We start from the raw sequence: 15,347 nt of genomic DNA, 5'->3' as shown, positions 1-15,347 counted from the left end.
GCCCGATGAGCCGCTCAGGGATAGATCAGCTGGTCCGTGGCGAAACCCAGGGCCCGAGCCCGATCGAGCAGCCGCTCGAGGGTCTTCGCATCCAGCTTGGGCTGGCGGGCAAGAATCCAGAAGTAGGAGCGGCTGGGCCCGCAGATCATGGAGTAGCGCTCGGGTTCGAGCTCGATGACGGTGTAGGCCCCGTAAAAGGGCCCGAAGAAAGACACCTTCAGCCGCCCTTCGCTGGCCGCACCCACAAAGAGGGCTCGGCCTTCGGCCACCTTCCATTTGCCTGAGGTGGCATCCCAACCCCGGTTCAGGACCTTCACGCTGCCATCCGGGCGCAGGCTGTAGGTCGCCGTGACCTGAGTCAGGCCGCGCTCGAAGCCATGATCCAGGCGGGCCACCTCGTGCCACTGGCCGAGGTAGCGGTTCAGGTCAAAGCCCTGCACAGGCTTTACGCCATCAGGAACGCCCGTGCAGCCCAGCATCGTCAGTAGCCAACCCAGGGTCAGCAGGTGGAGTGAACGTGTCATGGCGACCTCCTTGCGAACCCGGTGATTTTGAGTGTCGTGGCCCCATGGTGGACTCGCCCAGGGAGGGGCCTTCTGGGGCGGCTTCACAACCGGTTGTCCATCCTCGTGCCACTCAGCTTTCGAGAAGAACTCAGCGTCCCAAACCCGCCTCGAAGGCGCGCAGGGCCATCAGGAAGGATTCGGGTGCGTCCCACATGATCCAGTGCTTGGCGGTGGGGAAGTGCAGCAGTCGGAAGGCGGGGATCCCCTTGAATCCATACATCGCGAGGGTGGCGGACTCCTTGGCCGGATCCACCTCCCGCGGGCCCGCGGCCAGCTGCAGCACGGGCAGATGCAGCTGGGCTTGGCGACCACCCAGGGCCTCCTTCGTCATGGCTCGCAGATAGGCCTGAAGCGTGGCCACAGGCACCTTCAGGCCATCCGCCACCAGGCGATCCGTCTGCGCAGCCCCCGAGGTCATGCGGCCGAAGAAGGTGCTCAGGGTCGGTGCGGGATCCTTGGCCAGGGCCACTGCCACGGGCTCCATGTAGGCCTCGGGAATCGCGCCCAGAAAACTGTCCACCAGCAGCAGACCGCGGAAGGCGCTGGGGTCGGCCAGCACCGCACCGGCCGCGAGGGGCCCGCCCATGGAATGGCCCACCACCAGGCAGGGCGCCAAGCCCTCCTTGCGCACCAGCGCAGCCAGCTCCCGGGCGACGGTGCCCATGTCCGCCCGCCCCTCCAGCACCTGCGGGCCCGGCGTGCCGCCGCTGCCGGGAAGATCCACAGCCACCACCGTGTGATCCCGGGCAAGCTCCCCGAGGACGCCCGCCCACACCTCCTTGTTGCCGCCGAAGCCGTGGACCAGCAGCACACCAGGGCCCGAACCCACCTTCTGGTAGGAGGGGAGGGCCGCTTGCAGGAAAAAGGTGGCGAAACAAAGCAGGAGCGCGCGGCAAGGCATGGCAACCTCCGGGTAGGATCCCCCGCAGGATAGCCTCCCACCGTCCACCTCAGTGAGAGCAGCGGGAAGATGGATGCAATAAAAGGAGAACCCTGCCGTCTTGGAGTTCGGAAGCAGTCATTTGAGCCATACCAGGGGAGGGGCCAGACACCATGGAGGAGGGCAGCAACCGTCTGGCAGAGGTGTTCGAGCGCGAAAAGGCTCGGCTGCTCGGCTTCGTTCGCCGACAGGTGGCAGGTTTCTCCGGCATGGACGCCGAAGACATCGTTTCAGACGTCACCTACAACCTGCTGCGTCGCGCCGATGTGATCGTCGACATCGAAAACCTCACCGCCTACCTCTACCGCTCGCTGGCCAACCGCATCACCGACCACCGGCGGGGCAGCATCCCAACCCTCTCGCTGGATCATCCCGCCGCCCAGGATGCGGGCGAACCCCGCTCCATCCGTCCTGAAGACGTGATTCCCACCCCGGAAGAGGAATACCGACAGTCCCAACTTCGCCAACGACTCCAATGGGCCCTCGGCCAGCTTCGTCCGAAGGAGCGCGCCGTGTGGGTGGCCACCGAGATCGACGACCGCAGCTTTCGCGATCTGGCCGAAGACTGGGATGAACCCATCGGCACCCTGCTCTCGCGGAAGAGCCGCGCCACCGCCCGCCTCCGCGACCTTCTCTCCGACTACCGCAACCTTTCCTAGGAGCCCCCATGTTCTTTCACCACTCCCACCACCCTTCCCACCGCCCGGGGGGCCTGCATGTGGCCGGTCGCATCGTGGCAGGCTTCGCCCTGGCGGCCGTCCTGGCCATCGTGTTCGGCGGCGTCGTCATGCTGCTGTGGAACCACATCCTGCCGAGCCTGCTGGGAACGCGGGTCATCACGTTCTGGCAGAGTGTCGGCCTGATTCTCCTGGCCCGGATCCTCGTAGGTGGCTTTCACCACGGCCATGGCCACGGCCGGAGGCACCACCCGCACCGCCACGGCTGGCGGGAATATGAAGACTGGTGGAAGGACATCGGGGAGAAATCCTTCCAGGACTATGCGAAGGGCGGACGCCCCAACGACAAGCCGCACCCCAACGCCTAGGGAGCGACCATGTCTGAGCCCACCCGCCCTCCCAGACCATGGCCCCCGTCTGGCCTCATCGCGGAACCGATGCCCCCCAAGGCCACAGAGCTCGTGGGGCTGGCGCGTGAGCTTTACGACCGGGCCCTGGCGGCACCCTGTCTGTCCCCTTCGCAGCGGCGGGAGGCCCTCGCCGACGCGGAAGGCTTGACCCGACTGCTGGGAGACCTGTTCCAGGAGGGGCATCGCTCCACTGGCCTGAGGGCCCTCAAGCGGGCCGTGGATCTGAGGCTGGAGATTGGCAGGCTGGAGCGCGCCCCTGGTCAGACCTTCGGGGCTTCCATGCCGAAGGTCGCCCATTCCTCCTTGGTCGGTCCGTAGGTGCTGGGCACGTGCAGGCCCGCCTGGCGCAGCAGCACGGTCATCTGGCCGCGGTGGTGCGTCTGGTGGGTCACCAGTACGAACAGCGCGAAGGCCCCGGTCCACGTTTCCCCGTAGAGGTTGAAATTCCGACCCAGTTCGGTGTTGTTCCAGCTGCCGATGTGATCCAGCAGGGAATCGCTGGCCACGCGGTAGGCCTCGGCAATCTCGGCCATGGTGGGTGGAGGCGGCGTGGCGATGAGGCCATCGGGTCCCAGTCCCACGGTGCCCTTCACCTTCAAGCCCAGGTGCTGGGGCAGTTCCAGCACCGTTTCCACCAGATGCCAGGCCATGCGCCGCAAATCCCGGTGCTGCGCATCCACCGCCTGATGGGCCGCCGCATCGGGAATGGCGGCAAGCACTGCCAAGGTTTTTTCCGCCTCCTGTTGCCAGATGGTCTTGAAATCGTCCACGCGGCGAAACATGTGAGCCTCCCTGGAGAACCCCGGGGAGCATAGCAGGTCGAGATTGCCCCTCCTGAAAGAAGGCGGACCGGCGCGCCAGGGCTCAGAAATCAGGGCTCAAGAATGCCCGTTCCCATGCCGAAAAAACGGGTTCCCTATGAGGATCCGATGCTGAGCCCCCTTCGCACTTCGTTCGCTGCCGCCCTGGTGGCCTTCTCCTCGGGGCCCTTGGCCCAGGCTGGGGATTACGACCAAGCCCTCTTCGTCCTCTCCAAGGCCTTCCCGGAAGCCCGAACCATCGGCGTGTTCTACGATCAGAGCGCCACGCTCTTGAACCGGCTGGAATTCGAAGGCTCCGCTTCCAAGGATTACGGGCTGGACATCAAGCTGATCCCAATCGACGGCTCCAAGAAGGTTCAGCCGGAGTCGGTTCGGAAGCTCTGCGTCCAAGCGGGCATCCAGGCGGTGCTCTTCATGGAGGACGACCCCCTCATCAAGCCCGGTTCCCCTACGGCCATCGCCATCGTGCAGGGCGCGGGCCGGGCCCCCTTGGCCGCCATCCACACCAGCTGGCTCGACAAGGGCGCCTGGTTCGCCGTGGGTCCCCAAACCAAGGGGCTGCAGATCTCCCCCAATGCGGGTAAACCCGAGACGCGCGAAGCCCTGCGCCTCGCCGGAGAAGCCTTGGTCAAGGAAGGTAAGTAAGAAAGAAACGTTTCAGACTGGAGTGACAGCCCGCCGTTTGGCGGGCCACATTTCCCGACGCCGGGCGCGAGTCAGGCGGGCAATCAGTTCACCCCGGAGCTGTGCCGGATCGACGATGGCATCCACGTGCATCTCGGCACCCAGTTTCTTCAGGTCGATGTCCTCGTTGTACTCGTTGCGGAGTTGCTGCACGTACGCGGCGCGTTCCGCTTCGGGCTTTTCGGCGATCTTGTTGGCGAACACGGCGTTCACGGCGGCCTCGGCGCCCATGACGGCGATGCTGGCCGTGGGCAGGGCCAGAGTGGCGTCGGGATCGAAGCCAGGGCCGCTCATGGCGTAGAGGCCCGCACCGTAGGCTTTGCGCACCACCACGCAGAAGCGGGGCGTGCTGCAGCTGGCCATGGCGCTGATCATCTTGGCTCCGTGGCGGATGATGCCCTGCTTCTCCACGGCGCTGCCAATCATGAAGCCCGGCACGTCGCTGAGGAAGATCAGCGGCAGGCCGAACGCATCACAGAGGGTGATGAAGCGTGTGGCCTTGTCGGCGCTGTCCACGAAGAGCACGCCGCCCTTCACACGGGGCTGGTTGGCCAGGATGCCCACGGGCTTGCCATTCATGCGGGCCAGCCCTGTGATGATCTCCCCGGCGAAGAGCTTCTTCACCTCCAGGAAACTGCCTTCGTCCACAAGGCCCTCGATGAAATCCTTCATCTGGAAGGGGGCCATGATGTCCTGAGGCACTAGGGCGGCCAGGTCCTTCGCCTTGGCGGACACAGCCTTCGGTTCCGCGACGGGCAGAGCGTCTTCGCAGTGCTGGGGGAAGTAGCCGAGATACTGGCGGCAGAGGGCGATGGCCTCGGCTTCGGTCTTCACCAGGAAATCGCCGCAGCCGCTCACGGAGCAGTGCATGCGGGCGCCGCCCAGGTCCTCCAGCGAGATCTTTTCGCCGATGACCATCTCCGCCATGCGAGGCGATCCCAGGTACATGCTGGCGTTGCCCTCGACCATGATCACCACGTCGCAGAAGGCGGGGATGTAGGCGCCACCCGCCGCCGAAGGGCCGAAGAGCAGGCACACCTGGGGCACCAGGCCCGACAGCGCCACCTCCATGTGGAAGATGGTGCCCGCGTGACGACGGCCCGGGAACATGTCGAGCTGATCGGTGATGCGCGCTCCAGCGCTATCCACCAGGTAGAGCATGGGCACCTTCATCCGCAGGGCCACTTCCTGGATGCGGATGATCTTCTCCACCGTGCGAGCGCCCCAGCTGCCGGCCTTGATGGTGCTGTCGTTGGCCATGAGGGCCATGGGCCGACCGTTCACCGTGGCCGTCCCGGTGATGACGCCATCCGCCGGAAGGTCCTTGGCCAGGGCATTGGCGAAGAGGCCATCCTCCATGAAGCTGCCCTCGTCCACCAGCAGGCGGATGCGCTCACGGGCGAAGAGCTTGCCGGTCTCGGCATTTTTCTCATGAGCCTTCGCGGCGCCGCCTTGCTTGATGCGCGCAACTTCCGATTGGAAGGAATCCAACTGCATAGGGACCTCGGGATGGTTCCTCCAGCATATGCGATCCTGGAGGGATGGAAGTCGCGGGGGAGTCGAGGCGCAGGGGGTTCTTCACGGCACCCTTCATCGTGTTGTGTTCCTTTTACTTCCTGGTTTTTGCCGCGGGCTACCAGCTGTTCCCCGTGGTGCCGCTGCGCCTGCGCGAGCTCGGCGCCAGCCTCGCGGAGAGCGGGCGTTTCCAGACGGCGTTCATGCTGGGTTCAGGTTTCGGCTCCCTCTGCACAGGACCCCTGGGCGACCGCCTGGGCCAGCGGCGGGTGCTGCGGGTGGCTTCCCTGGCGGTGGTGCTGATCCTCGTGATCTACGCCCTGTTGAAGGTGCGCTGGGTGTTCTACCTGTTGGCGCCGGTGCACGGCCTGCTCTGGTCCGCCCTGCGCACAGCCTCCGTGGCCAAGGTGGGCGGCATCCTCTCCGCCGAACACCGGGCCCAGGGCATGTCACTCTTCGGCCTCACGGGCCCAGGTGGCGTGGCCGTGGGGCCCCTGGTGGGCCTCTGGCTGATGCCCCACCTGGGCTTCGCCTGGATGCTCATTCTGCTGGCGGGCGTGTTCGCCGTGCTGCACGGACTCATCGGCGCCCTGCCCCGCGAGGCCCCCCGAGAGATCGAACCCGCGGCCCTGTTCCAGTGGCCTGATCGCGCGGTCTGGGGCACGGTGGTGGTGATGCTGCTGGTGGGCCTGGGCTTCGGCCCCATGCCGCCCTACAGCGCCCAGGAGGCCAAGGCCCTGGGCATGGCCTGGCCCGCCACCTTCCTCACCTGCTTCGCTCTCGGCATGATGGCCATCCGCGGCCTGCTGGCGCTCACGGGCATGGGAAAGCGCCCCGTACGGCTGCTCCCGTATATGATTGCCCTGGCCACGGTGGGCTACGCCCTGCTGGCCCTCCTGCCAGGCGGCATGGCCCGCCACCTGCTCGCGGGGCTCATCTACGGCGCGGGATATGGCATGGTGCACACCCTGCTGCTCATGAACATCTTCGCCACCACGCCGCCCCAGCGCACGGGCGCCGCCGTGGGGGCCCTCTTCTTCGCCTTCGACGCGGCCACGGCCCTGGGCGCCCTGGGCCTGGGCTGGGTGATGGAGCATCGGAATTTCCGCTGGGGCTGGGCCCTCGGCGCCGCCCTCATGGCCTTGTCCATTCCCGCCGCCCGCCGCATCGTCCGCCGCTCCCTCAGCCGCGAGGCAGGCATGACACCCGAGCCTCCGCCCTCTGGCATCCTGGAGGGATGAGCACGCAGCAGGAGCGAAGTGCCACTTTGGCAGAGCCGAAGCCCGAAGGGTGCGGCACAGGAGGTGCCGCATGACGAATCTTTTCCACCCCAAAACGCGGCTCGTGACTCGCCATTTCGCCCTGGTCTGGGCCCTCACCTTCGTCACCTTCTTCGCCGCCTTCCAGCTCTTCCCCACGGTGCCCCTGCGCCTGCGGGAACTGGGCGCCAGCCTCGCGGAGAGTGGGCGCTTCATGAGCCTCTTCACGGCGGGCAGCGCCATCGGCGCCTTGTTCACGGGGCCCCTGGGTGACCGCGTGGGACACCGCCGCCTGGTGGTCAGCTGCGCCATGCTCTATGCAGTGTTCCTGGGCGCCTATGCCGTGATGCCCAGCCGCTGGGGGTTCTACCTGCTGGCCTTCCCCCACGGCATCGTGTGGTCGGGCTTGCTCACAGCCACCATGGCCTCCCTTTCCCACGTGCTGCCCAAGGATCGCCATGCCGATGGCCTCAGCCTCTACGGCCTGGCCAGCCCTGGTGGCGTCATCGTGGGGCCCCTGCTGGGCATGTGGATCTTCCAGCATTGGGGTTTCGCCCCCATTGGCTGGTATCTGGCCCTGCTCTTTCTTCTGCTGGGCGCCCTGGGCACCACCCTGCCCGCGGATCACGCCCATGGCCGGGCCGAGGGTTTCAAGTGGCCCGATGTTGTGGTGCTGGGCCCCTGCCTGGTGCTGTTTTGCACCGCCCTGGGCTATGGCGCCATCGGCAGCTACACGGCCCAGGAAGGCCTGGCGCTGGGCATGAAGCTACCCTCGGCCTTCCTATCGTTCATGGCCGTGGGCATGGTCCTCATGCGCCTGGCCATGCTTCGCAGGGGGTTCGGCAAGCGGCCCATCCGCAAACTGCCGGGCATGCTGCTGGGAGCCTTCGCGGGCCTCGCCCTGCTGGCCTTCCTGCCCGGCGGGATGCCACGACACATCGCCGCGGCCCTGCTCTACGGCGCGGGCTACAGCATGCTGCACACCCTCCTCAACGCCAAGCTGCTGGAATCCGTGGATCCCCAGCGCCGGGGCTCAGCCTTCGGCGCCCTGCTCTTCGCCTTCGACGCGGGCATCGGCCTGGGCAGCTTCAGCCTGGGCTGGGTCATCGGCCATCACAGTTACCGGCTGGGCTGGGCCGTGGGCGCCCTGGCCATGCTGGCGGCCTTGCCCATGGCTCTGAAGCTGAGCCGGGACTGAAGCACTTGCATCAATCCGGGGGACGCGTACAGTGTACGCGTGACTCGAAAATCCGACATCCTCGACGCCGCCCTCGCCCTCCATGCGGAGGAGGGCCTGGAGGCTCTCTCCATGCGCCGTCTGGCGGAGCAGGTGGGATTGAGCCCCATGGGCCTCTACCGCCACCACACCAGCAAGGAAGCCCTGGTGGCAGCCATGGTCGAATACGGCTTCGAAAGGCTGAAGCGGGTGCTGCTCCGTCCCCTTCGGGGCACCGATCCCCTGGCCCGGCTGAAGGAGCGCTGGGATCGCACCCTCGCTTACTCCCTGGCCCATCCCCGTCTCTTTGATCTGATGTTCCTGACGCCGGGCCTGCCTGTGCGCCGTTATCCCCGTGATTTCAGCGACGGCGCCTCGCCCACCTTCCCCCTCTTCGTCGGCGATGTGCAGGCCTGCATGGACTCGGGCTTGTTCCGCCCGGACGATCCAAGGGAAGTGACCTTCCTGCTGTGGACCCAACTCCACGGACTCATTGCCTTCCACCTTCGGGATCGCCTTTCGGATTCCCCCACCCAGCTAAAGCGCCGCTTCCACCGCCACTTGGACCACATTCTGCGCGGCCTTGCGCAGGAGCGCCCATGAGATCCCTCCGCCCCCTCGCGCTCATGCTGGCTTCGGCCCTCCTCTACGCCTATGCCTGGCACGGCCCGGTCGGCTGGGTGGCGGGCTGGCTTTGGCCCTTGCCCGCGCTGCTGGCCGCGCCCACCGGCGGACCCTTCCGAGAGGCGGGCTGGGCTTTCGGCGCCTGGTGCCTCGGTGCCCTCGCCTGGTGGCCTCTGGAGCACAGCGTCATCCCCCTGCCCATCTTCGCCCTGGCCCACCTCGCCATGGCCCTGCCTTTCGCCCTCGCTGTCTTCCTTTACGCGCTCTGCCGACAACGCCGCCAAGCCTGGGCCCCCTGGGTGTTCGCGGCCAGCTTCACCCTGCTCACAGCCCTGATCACCACCTTCAGCCCTCACGGCACCTGGGGCCTGCTCGTCTACACGCAAACCTGGACCCCGTTGCTGCAGGCCCTCGCTTGGGGTGGTCCCTTCCTCCTGTTCTTTGCCATGGCCGCCCTGCCCGCCGCTCTGGCCTCATGGCGGCTCCATCCCGGCCCCGAGGCCCGACGAAACGGCGGGGTTGCCCTGGGCCTTTTCGCGTGGCTCCTCACGGGGGGTCTCCTCCGTATCCAAACGACAAACATCACACCCAGCCTCAGCGTGGGCCTTATGGCCGACGACCGTGTCGTGGCCGACATCGGACACGAGGAGGCGGACCGGGTCCTCCCCATCGTGGCGGGCTTCGCCACAGAAGCCACTGCCCTGGCGGCCCGAGGCGCCCAGATCATCGTTCTGCCCGAAAAGGCCATGAGCATGACGCCCAGCTTTGAAGCCGAGGTGGACCGCCGCCTGGCCGCCGCTGCGCCGAAGGCCATTCTCATCGCGGGGCTCAACGGCATGGGGCGACCGCTGAAGTTGAATGTGGCGCGGGTCTACGCCGGGGGACAGCCCCGCGCCTCCCTTCTCAAGCGCCACCTGGTCCCTGGCTGGGAGGCGGGGTACGCCGTGGGGCCTGGACCACTTACCTGGCCAGCTGCGGACACCCGCCTCGGGCTGGCCATCTGCAAGGATTTCGACTTCACCGACACCTCGCGGAGCCTGAGCCGCGCCGACGCCCGTCTGGTGCTCGCCCCAGCCTGGGATTTCGCAGGCACCGAAGCCATCCATGCTCAGATGGCCCGCTTCCGGGCGGTGGAAGGCGGCTTTGCGTTGGCCCGCTGCGCCCAGGAGGGCCGGCTCGACGCCTGGGATGCGTTCGGCCGTTCACTGGGTTCAGCCAGCACGGATGGAGGCAAAGCCACTCTGATGGCGGTGCTTCCACTGGGCCCTGGAACCACGCCCTATGCGCGCTGGGGGGAGTGGATCTGCGTGGTGTCCGGAGTCCTGCTGCTGCTCGCCGCGGCCTCCTGGGTCCGCGGGCCCGGTGAGTCCGCCACCTAGGGCAGCCTCCTCACTGCGAGAAGGCCTCGTGTTCAGTGCGGCGGATGATCTCCTCCTGCAGGGCCAAGGACAGATCGCAGAAGTAGTCGGAGTAGCCTGCCACCCGCACGATGAGGCCCCGGTGCGCCTCGGGATCGGCCTGGGCCTCCCGCAGCTTGGCGGCGGTGACCACGTTGAACTGGATGTGGTGGCCGTCCATCTTGAAGTAGCTGCGCACCAGGTGGTGCAGGCGGTCGATGCCGCCCTCGCCTTCCAGCAGGCCCGGCGTGAACTTCATGTTGAGCAGGGTGCCGCCGGTCTTCACGTGGTCCATCTTCGCCGCGGAGCGCAGCACGGCCGTGGGGCCCTGACGATCGGCGCCCTGCACGGGCGAAATGCCCTCGGAGAGCGGCTCACCGGCGCGGCGGCCATCCGCCGAGGCCTGGCACACCTGGCCGAAATAGACGTGGCAGGTGGTGGGCAGCATCTCCAGCCGGTAGGCGCCACCCTTGCCGTTGGGTCGACCGTCGATGGCCTGGAAGAGGAAGCGGAAGACGCGGACCATCACCTCATCCGCAGCATCGTCATCGTTGCCGTACTTGGGCGTCTTGTTCAGCAGGCGCTGACGCAGCACCTCGTCGCCGGAGAAGTCGCGATCCAGAACCGCCACCAGCTGCGGCAGAGCCAGGTCGCCCCGCTCGAAGACCACCTGCTGGAGGGCCGCCAGACTATCCGTGACGCTGCCGATGCCCACGGCCTGGATGAAGGTGTTGTTGTAGCGGGCGCCGCCCGCGTTGTAGTCCTTGCCCGCCTTGATGCAGTCATCCGTGAGCACCGAGAGGAAGGGCGCGGGCATGCGGGTGGCGTAGAGCCGCTCGATGATCTGGTTGCCGCGGATCTTGATGTCGAGGAAGTGGCGGGTCTGTGTTTCGAAGGCCCGAAGCAGGTCCTCGAAGCTCTGGAAGGTCGTGGCCTCGCCCGTCTGCGGGCCCAGCTGGCGGCCCAGGCGGGGATCGAAGCCGTTGTGCAGGGCTAGCTCCAGCATCTTGGAGAGGTTGAAGTAGCCCGTGAGGATGTAGGCCTCCTTGCCGAAGGCGCCCACCTCCACGCAGCCTGAGCAGCCCCCGGCGCGGGCATCCTCCAGGGTCTTGCCCTGGCGCAGCTGCTCCTCCACCACGGCATCGGCGTTGAAGAGCGAGGGGAAACCATAGCCGTTGCGGATCACCCGCAGGGCGTGCTTGAGGGTGGCATCCGGCGTCTTGCGCGAGACCTGCATGTTGCTGCTGGGCTGCAGCAGGTGCATCTCGTCGATGATGTCCAGCAGCAGGTCCGTCAGCTCGTTGCTGCCGTCGCTGCCGTCGGGGCGGAGGCCGCCCAGGTTGAGGTTGGCGAAGTCCGTGTAGGTACCGCTCTCGGCAGCGGTCACGCCGACCTTGGAGGGCGAGGTGTGGTTGTTGAACTTCACGAAGAAGCACTCCAGCAGCTCCCGCGCCGCCTCCTTCGTGAGGCTGCCCTCGCGGAGCCCCTGCTGGTAGAAGGGCCAGAGGTGCTGGTCCAGGTGGCCGGGGCTGAAGGCATCCCAGCCGTTCAGCTCGGTGATCACACCCTGGTGACAGAACCAGTAGTACTGCAGGGCCTCCTGGAAGTCTCGGGGCGCCTGGGCCGGCACGCGGCGGCAGACCTGGGCGATGCGCCGCAGTTCCCCGGCGCGAAGGGGGTCGGCCTCCTGCGCGGCCAGGTGTTCGGCCTCGTCGGCATGGCGCTCTGCGAGGAGGATCAAGGCATCGCAGGAGATGGCCATGGCCTCCAGCTGGGCCCGCTTGTCCTGGGCTTCCGGGTCCTTCTCGAAATCCAGCAGCGCCAGCGAGCAGGCGATGTCCGCCTGGAAATCGCGCAGGCCCTTGCCGTAGATCTTGTCGTCCAGCACCGTGTGGCCGGGCGCCCGCTGTTCCATGAATTCGGTGAAGGCTCCCGCCTCGTAGGCCGCGTGCCACTCCGCGGGCAGCGCCTCGAAGAGCTGGTCCCGCAGGCTCCGTCCCTGCCAGTAGGGGATGATCTCCTGCTCGTAGACCTCGATCATCTCCGGCGCCACGCGGTAGCGGGTCATGGGGCGCGTGTCGAGGATGCGCAGATCCTCCGCCGTGTGGCAGGTGAGCTCAGGATAGGTGGGCACGGCCTTGGGGCGGGGTCCGCGCTCGCCCACGATGAGCTCGCCCGCGCCGATCCACACGGTCTTGAAGCGGCAGATGTGGTGGAAGGCCCGCGCCCGCATCACGGGAATGGCGTATTTCCCCAGGTTTTGCCGGTAGAAGGCGGTGATCAGCTCAGCTCGCTCGGAGCTGAGGGAGGGAACGGCGTCGAGGCTTTCCTGGCGGAGCCGTGCGGTGCGTTCGTTCATGGGTTGCCTCCAAGGGTGGCGGTGATGCCGTGGGCCTGGAACAGTGCCGCAAGACCAGCCATGCGCTCCGGCGTGGGCGGCTCGACCTGTTCCAGGGTGTAGTCCATGCCCAGGCGGCGGAACTTGGCCGCGCCCGTGCTGTGATAGGGCAGCAGGTCCAGGCGCCGCACACCCGGAAGCCCCGCCACGAAGCGGGCCGTGGCCTCCAGGTTGGCGAGGTCGTCATTGACCCCCGGGATCACCGGCACGCGAATCCAAATGCCACCGTGGACCTGACTCAACGCTTCGAGGTTGGCGAGGATGGCGGCGTTCCCGGCACCGGTCCAGTGGCGGTGCTGGGCGTCATCCATGTGCTTGAGGTCGAAGAGCACCACATCGGCCAGCGCAGCGGCGGCCAGCAGGTCTTCCCGCCGTCCCAGGCCGCACGTATCGAGCGCGGTGTGGACGCCGCGCTGACGCAGCGCCTCGAGGGTGCTCAGCACGAAGCCCGGCTGCATCAGCGGCTCACCGCCGGACAGCGTGACGCCGCCGCCGGACTGGTCGAAGAAGAGGCGATCCCTTAGCAGCTCCTCCATCAGCTCGTCCACCGTCACCTCACGGCCCAGCAGCTGGCGGGCGCCCGTGGGGCAGAGATCCACGCACTGCTCTGGCCGGTCCTCAGGCAGCTCGCCGGGCCTCAGCGCGTCCAGGCAGGTGCCGCAGGCAATGCAGCGGCTCTCCTGCGTGATGAGCTTCGGCGCTGGCGATTGGCTCTCAGGGTTGTGGCACCAGGCGCAGGCCAGCGGGCAGCCCTTCAGGAACACCGTGGTGCGGAGGCCTGGCCCATCCTGGAGCGAATAGCGCTGGAGGTTGAAGATCCGGCCCTTCTCCGCGGGCACCGGGACGGCGCCTGCACTCATGGCGCCTCCGTCCCGTCGAAGCTGCGCAGCCGCTTGAACATCAGCACCGTTAGGAAGGCCGAGAAGCCCAGCAGGCCCGCCAGCAGCAGGTAATAGTGGTCGTGGGGGAAGCGCCCGTAGCTGCGGCCCAGGAAGCCCGATCCGTACGAACCCAGCGCCGTGGCCGCGAACCAGCCGCCCATCATGAGGCCGCGGTAGCGCGGCGGCGCCACCTTCGACACGAAGGAGAGGCCCATGGGCGAGATGAGCACCTCGGCCAGGGTGATGATGCCGTAGGCGCCGATGAGCCAGCCCGGTGACATGAGGGGCTGATCCAGGTTGCCGCCGAGACGGCTGGCCAGGGCCATCACGAGCATGGAGCCGCCCATGATGAGCATGCCGGAGAGGATCTTGCCGGGCGTGGAGGGCTCACGGTCCCGGCGCTTCAGCCAGGCGAACAGGGCCAGCAGGGGCGGCGTGGCCACCAGGATGAAGGCGGGCTGGAAGAACTGGTAGGTCTCTGGGCGCAGCCAGCGGTAGGCGCGAGTGGAGCGCTGCGCGAAGAGCGTCATCGCAAAGCCGTTCTGGTAGAAGGCCGTCCAGAAGAACATGGCCACCAGGAAGAGCCCGCCCAGCGCCAGCAGGCGGCGGCGGGACTCCGCCCGCGGCATCTCGGGCTCGGCTGTTCCAGCCTGTGCGGCGGTGGCAGCGCCCTCCGGGAAGTGCCGCCGACCCTGGAGGAAGAAGACCTGGGCCAGGATCATCCCGACGGAGGCGATCCAGAAGGAGATGCGGTAGCTGCCGAAGCGCACCGCCATGGCCGTGGCCACCAGGGGCGCCACCGCCGCGCCGATGTTGATGCCCATGTAGTAGATGTTGTAGCCCGCGTCGCGCAGGTGGGGCTGCTCTTCGTAGAGCCCGCCCACCAGGACCGAGAGGTTCGCCTTGAGGATGCCCGCGCCCACCCCCACCAGCACCAGCCCCACGAAGAAGGGCGCGATGGCTGTGCGCGAGGAGCAGCCCAGACTGGCATAGCCCAGCGTCATCAGCACGGCGCCGGTGCGCACGGTGCCCACGCGCCCCAGGATGCGGTCGCCCAGCCATCCACCTGCCAAGGGTGAGAAGTAGGAGAGGCCCAGGAAGGCGCCGTAGATCGATCCCTTGGTGGTGTCGCTCCAGCCCAGCTCCTGGTCCATGTAGAGCGTCAGGATGGCCATGAGGATGTAGAAGCCCAGGCGCTCCCACATCTCGGTGAGGAAGAGGGTGCGGAGCCCTGCGGGGTGTCGCTCTGTGCCGCTCATCCCTGCTCCGTGAAGTAGACCTGCTGGACGAAGGCTTCCTGCACGTTGAAGCCCCAGTGCACATCGCGCAGGTAGGCGGCGGCGGCGGCGGCTTCTCCGGCTTCCAGCAGACGGAGCACTTCCTCGTGCTCATGGACGCCACTGTTCTCCCAGCTCACATGCAACCGCTCGAACTTGCGGTTCCAGTCATAGAGCTGCTGCTTTTTCGCGTGCACCAGGGCTGTGATCCGCTGGTTGCCCAGGCGGTCGAGGAAGAAATCATGGAACGCGTAGTTGGTCTCGTAGAAACCATCCTTGTCGCCCGCGTCGATGGCGCGCTGGGAGCGCTGGTCCAGCTCCCGCAGGTGCGCGAGGTCGGCATCGGTGATGGAGGGTGCCACCGCCAGCAGGGCTGCGCCCTCCAGAGCCCCCACCAGCTGGTAGATCTCCTGGATGTCCTTCGGATCCAGGCTGCGCACGGCAACACCCCGGCGCGGCGCGATGGTGACGAATTCCTCCACCTCCAGCTGGATCAGCGCGTCCCGCAGGGGGGTGCGGCTCACGCCCAGCTCCCTGGCCAGCTTGTTCAGATCCAGGAAGGCACCCGTATCGAGAGCGCCCCGCTTCAGCTCCGCCTTCAGGTATTCGTAGACCTGCTCCCGCAGGGACTTCACAACGATGGGCTTGGTGGTGATCTTGCTGGGGACCATGCCGGCTTCTC

General features: G+C 67.1%; 16 protein-coding genes. 8 read left to right on the top strand and 8 right to left on the bottom strand.

Going from position 1 to position 15,347, the window contains the following annotated elements:
• Positions 1 to 14 precede the first annotated feature (14 nt).
• Complete coding sequence (locus tag Q9293_RS04510; protein ID WP_306250469.1) at positions 15 to 524, bottom strand: lipocalin family protein; 510 nt, start codon at positions 522 to 524, stop codon at positions 15 to 17.
• Positions 525 to 654: 130 nt separating this feature from the next.
• Positions 655 to 1,467: an alpha/beta fold hydrolase gene (locus Q9293_RS04505; RefSeq protein ID WP_306250467.1), complete on the bottom strand. Its 813-nt coding sequence runs from the start codon at positions 1,465 to 1,467 to the stop codon at positions 655 to 657.
• Positions 1,468 to 1,619: 152 nt separating this feature from the next.
• On the opposite strand from Q9293_RS04505, the gene Q9293_RS04500 reads away from it, so the two are divergent.
• The 3 genes from Q9293_RS04500 to Q9293_RS04490 are packed head-to-tail and all read left to right on the top strand — an operon-like array spanning position 1,620 to position 2,911.
• Positions 1,620 to 2,165, top strand: a complete 546-nt coding sequence (locus Q9293_RS04500; RefSeq protein WP_306250466.1) for an RNA polymerase sigma factor — start codon at positions 1,620 to 1,622, stop codon at positions 2,163 to 2,165.
• 8 nt (positions 2,166 to 2,173) lie between these two features.
• Positions 2,174 to 2,551 carry a hypothetical protein gene (locus Q9293_RS04495; protein ID WP_306250464.1) on the top strand — a complete coding sequence of 126 codons (378 nt, stop codon included), beginning with the start codon at positions 2,174 to 2,176 and terminating at the stop codon, positions 2,549 to 2,551.
• Between the two features lie 9 nt (positions 2,552 to 2,560).
• The gene (locus Q9293_RS04490) at positions 2,561 to 2,911 is read left to right on the top strand and encodes a hypothetical protein (protein WP_306250462.1); all 351 of its coding nucleotides are present in this window, start codon (positions 2,561 to 2,563) and stop codon (positions 2,909 to 2,911) included.
• On the opposite strand, the gene Q9293_RS04485 is transcribed toward Q9293_RS04490, so the two are convergent.
• The gene (locus Q9293_RS04485; protein ID WP_306250460.1) at positions 2,854 to 3,375 is read right to left on the bottom strand and encodes a DinB family protein; all 522 of its coding nucleotides are present in this window, start codon (positions 3,373 to 3,375) and stop codon (positions 2,854 to 2,856) included. The two genes, Q9293_RS04490 and Q9293_RS04485, sit on opposite strands and share 58 nt — an antisense overlap.
• Before the next feature lie 147 nt (positions 3,376 to 3,522).
• Here Q9293_RS04485 and Q9293_RS04480 point away from each other — a divergent pair, with 147 nt between their 5' ends.
• Positions 3,523 to 4,059: a hypothetical protein gene (locus Q9293_RS04480; RefSeq protein ID WP_306250459.1), complete on the top strand. Its 537-nt coding sequence runs from the start codon at positions 3,523 to 3,525 to the stop codon at positions 4,057 to 4,059.
• 12 nt (positions 4,060 to 4,071) lie between these two features.
• Here Q9293_RS04480 and Q9293_RS04475 read toward each other — a convergent pair whose 3' ends face one another.
• On the bottom strand, positions 4,072 to 5,595 hold the full coding sequence (locus Q9293_RS04475; protein WP_306250457.1) for an acyl-CoA carboxylase subunit beta: 1,524 nt from the start codon (positions 5,593 to 5,595) through the stop codon (positions 4,072 to 4,074).
• A 44-nt stretch (positions 5,596 to 5,639) separates the two neighbouring features.
• Between Q9293_RS04475 and Q9293_RS04470 the strand changes: the two genes are divergently transcribed.
• From Q9293_RS04470 to Q9293_RS04455, 4 genes are read left to right on the top strand one after another with little or no spacing between them, the layout of a single operon-like run.
• Complete coding sequence (locus Q9293_RS04470; RefSeq protein WP_306250454.1) at positions 5,640 to 6,854, top strand: MFS transporter; 1,215 nt, start codon at positions 5,640 to 5,642, stop codon at positions 6,852 to 6,854.
• Positions 6,855 to 6,903: 49 nt separating this feature from the next.
• Complete coding sequence (locus tag Q9293_RS04465) at positions 6,904 to 8,070, top strand: MFS transporter (protein ID WP_372342175.1); 1,167 nt, start codon at positions 6,904 to 6,906, stop codon at positions 8,068 to 8,070.
• Positions 8,071 to 8,109: 39 nt separating this feature from the next.
• Entirely contained in the window at positions 8,110 to 8,691 is a 582-nt protein-coding gene (locus tag Q9293_RS04460) for a TetR/AcrR family transcriptional regulator (RefSeq protein ID WP_306250450.1), read from the top strand.
• Positions 8,688 to 10,091 carry a nitrilase-related carbon-nitrogen hydrolase gene (locus Q9293_RS04455; protein ID WP_306250447.1) on the top strand — a complete coding sequence of 468 codons (1,404 nt, stop codon included), beginning with the start codon at positions 8,688 to 8,690 and terminating at the stop codon, positions 10,089 to 10,091. Before Q9293_RS04460 ends, Q9293_RS04455 begins: the two co-directional genes overlap by 4 nt.
• Positions 10,092 to 10,101: 10 nt before the next feature.
• Here the strand turns inward: Q9293_RS04455 and hypD are convergent, their stop codons facing one another.
• From hypD to Q9293_RS04435, 4 genes are read right to left on the bottom strand one after another with little or no spacing between them, the layout of a single operon-like run.
• Positions 10,102 to 12,468: a trans-4-hydroxy-L-proline dehydratase gene (gene hypD / locus Q9293_RS04450; RefSeq protein WP_306250445.1), complete on the bottom strand. Its 2,367-nt coding sequence runs from the start codon at positions 12,466 to 12,468 to the stop codon at positions 10,102 to 10,104.
• Positions 12,465 to 13,367, bottom strand: coding sequence for a glycyl-radical enzyme activating protein (locus tag Q9293_RS04445; RefSeq protein ID WP_306250444.1), 903 nt, complete (start codon positions 13,365 to 13,367; stop codon positions 12,465 to 12,467). The genes hypD and Q9293_RS04445 overlap by 4 nt, the downstream gene beginning before the upstream one ends.
• Positions 13,364 to 14,647: a peptide MFS transporter gene (locus tag Q9293_RS04440; protein ID WP_306250442.1), complete on the bottom strand. Its 1,284-nt coding sequence runs from the start codon at positions 14,645 to 14,647 to the stop codon at positions 13,364 to 13,366. The genes Q9293_RS04445 and Q9293_RS04440 overlap by 4 nt, the downstream gene beginning before the upstream one ends.
• The gene (locus Q9293_RS04435; RefSeq protein WP_306250440.1) at positions 14,644 to 15,336 is read right to left on the bottom strand and encodes a GntR family transcriptional regulator; all 693 of its coding nucleotides are present in this window, start codon (positions 15,334 to 15,336) and stop codon (positions 14,644 to 14,646) included. The genes Q9293_RS04440 and Q9293_RS04435 overlap by 4 nt, the downstream gene beginning before the upstream one ends.
• Between the last annotated feature and the right edge of the window lie 11 nt (positions 15,337 to 15,347).

The organism is Geothrix sp. PMB-07 (assembly GCF_030758935.1).
In the GTDB taxonomy this organism is placed as follows: domain Bacteria; phylum Acidobacteriota; class Holophagae; order Holophagales; family Holophagaceae; genus Geothrix.
Note: the sequence above shows the minus strand (reverse complement) of the source record. Positions and strands in the feature narration are given on the sequence as shown.

Excerpts from the sequence above, each read along its gene's own strand:
- Q9293_RS04510 (WP_306250469.1), bottom strand. The coding sequence starts at position 524 with ATGACACGTTCACTCCACCTGCTGACCCTGGGTTGGCTACTGACGATG.
- Q9293_RS04505 (WP_306250467.1), bottom strand. The coding sequence starts at position 1,467 with ATGCCTTGCCGCGCGCTCCTGCTTTGTTTCGCCACCTTTTTCCTGCAA.
- Q9293_RS04500 (WP_306250466.1), top strand. The coding sequence starts at position 1,620 with ATGGAGGAGGGCAGCAACCGTCTGGCAGAGGTGTTCGAGCGCGAAAAG.
- Q9293_RS04495 (WP_306250464.1), top strand. The coding sequence starts at position 2,174 with ATGTTCTTTCACCACTCCCACCACCCTTCCCACCGCCCGGGGGGCCTG.
- Q9293_RS04490 (WP_306250462.1), top strand. The coding sequence starts at position 2,561 with ATGTCTGAGCCCACCCGCCCTCCCAGACCATGGCCCCCGTCTGGCCTC.
- Q9293_RS04485 (WP_306250460.1), bottom strand. The coding sequence starts at position 3,375 with ATGTTTCGCCGCGTGGACGATTTCAAGACCATCTGGCAACAGGAGGCG.
- Q9293_RS04480 (WP_306250459.1), top strand. The coding sequence starts at position 3,523 with ATGCTGAGCCCCCTTCGCACTTCGTTCGCTGCCGCCCTGGTGGCCTTC.
- Q9293_RS04475 (WP_306250457.1), bottom strand. The coding sequence starts at position 5,595 with ATGCAGTTGGATTCCTTCCAATCGGAAGTTGCGCGCATCAAGCAAGGC.
- Q9293_RS04470 (WP_306250454.1), top strand. The coding sequence starts at position 5,640 with ATGGAAGTCGCGGGGGAGTCGAGGCGCAGGGGGTTCTTCACGGCACCC.
- Q9293_RS04455 (WP_306250447.1), top strand. The coding sequence starts at position 8,688 with ATGAGATCCCTCCGCCCCCTCGCGCTCATGCTGGCTTCGGCCCTCCTC.
- hypD (WP_306250445.1), bottom strand. The coding sequence starts at position 12,468 with ATGAACGAACGCACCGCACGGCTCCGCCAGGAAAGCCTCGACGCCGTT.
- Q9293_RS04445 (WP_306250444.1), bottom strand. The coding sequence starts at position 13,367 with ATGAGTGCAGGCGCCGTCCCGGTGCCCGCGGAGAAGGGCCGGATCTTC.
- Q9293_RS04440 (WP_306250442.1), bottom strand. The coding sequence starts at position 14,647 with ATGAGCGGCACAGAGCGACACCCCGCAGGGCTCCGCACCCTCTTCCTC.
- Q9293_RS04435 (WP_306250440.1), bottom strand. The coding sequence starts at position 15,336 with ATGGTCCCCAGCAAGATCACCACCAAGCCCATCGTTGTGAAGTCCCTG.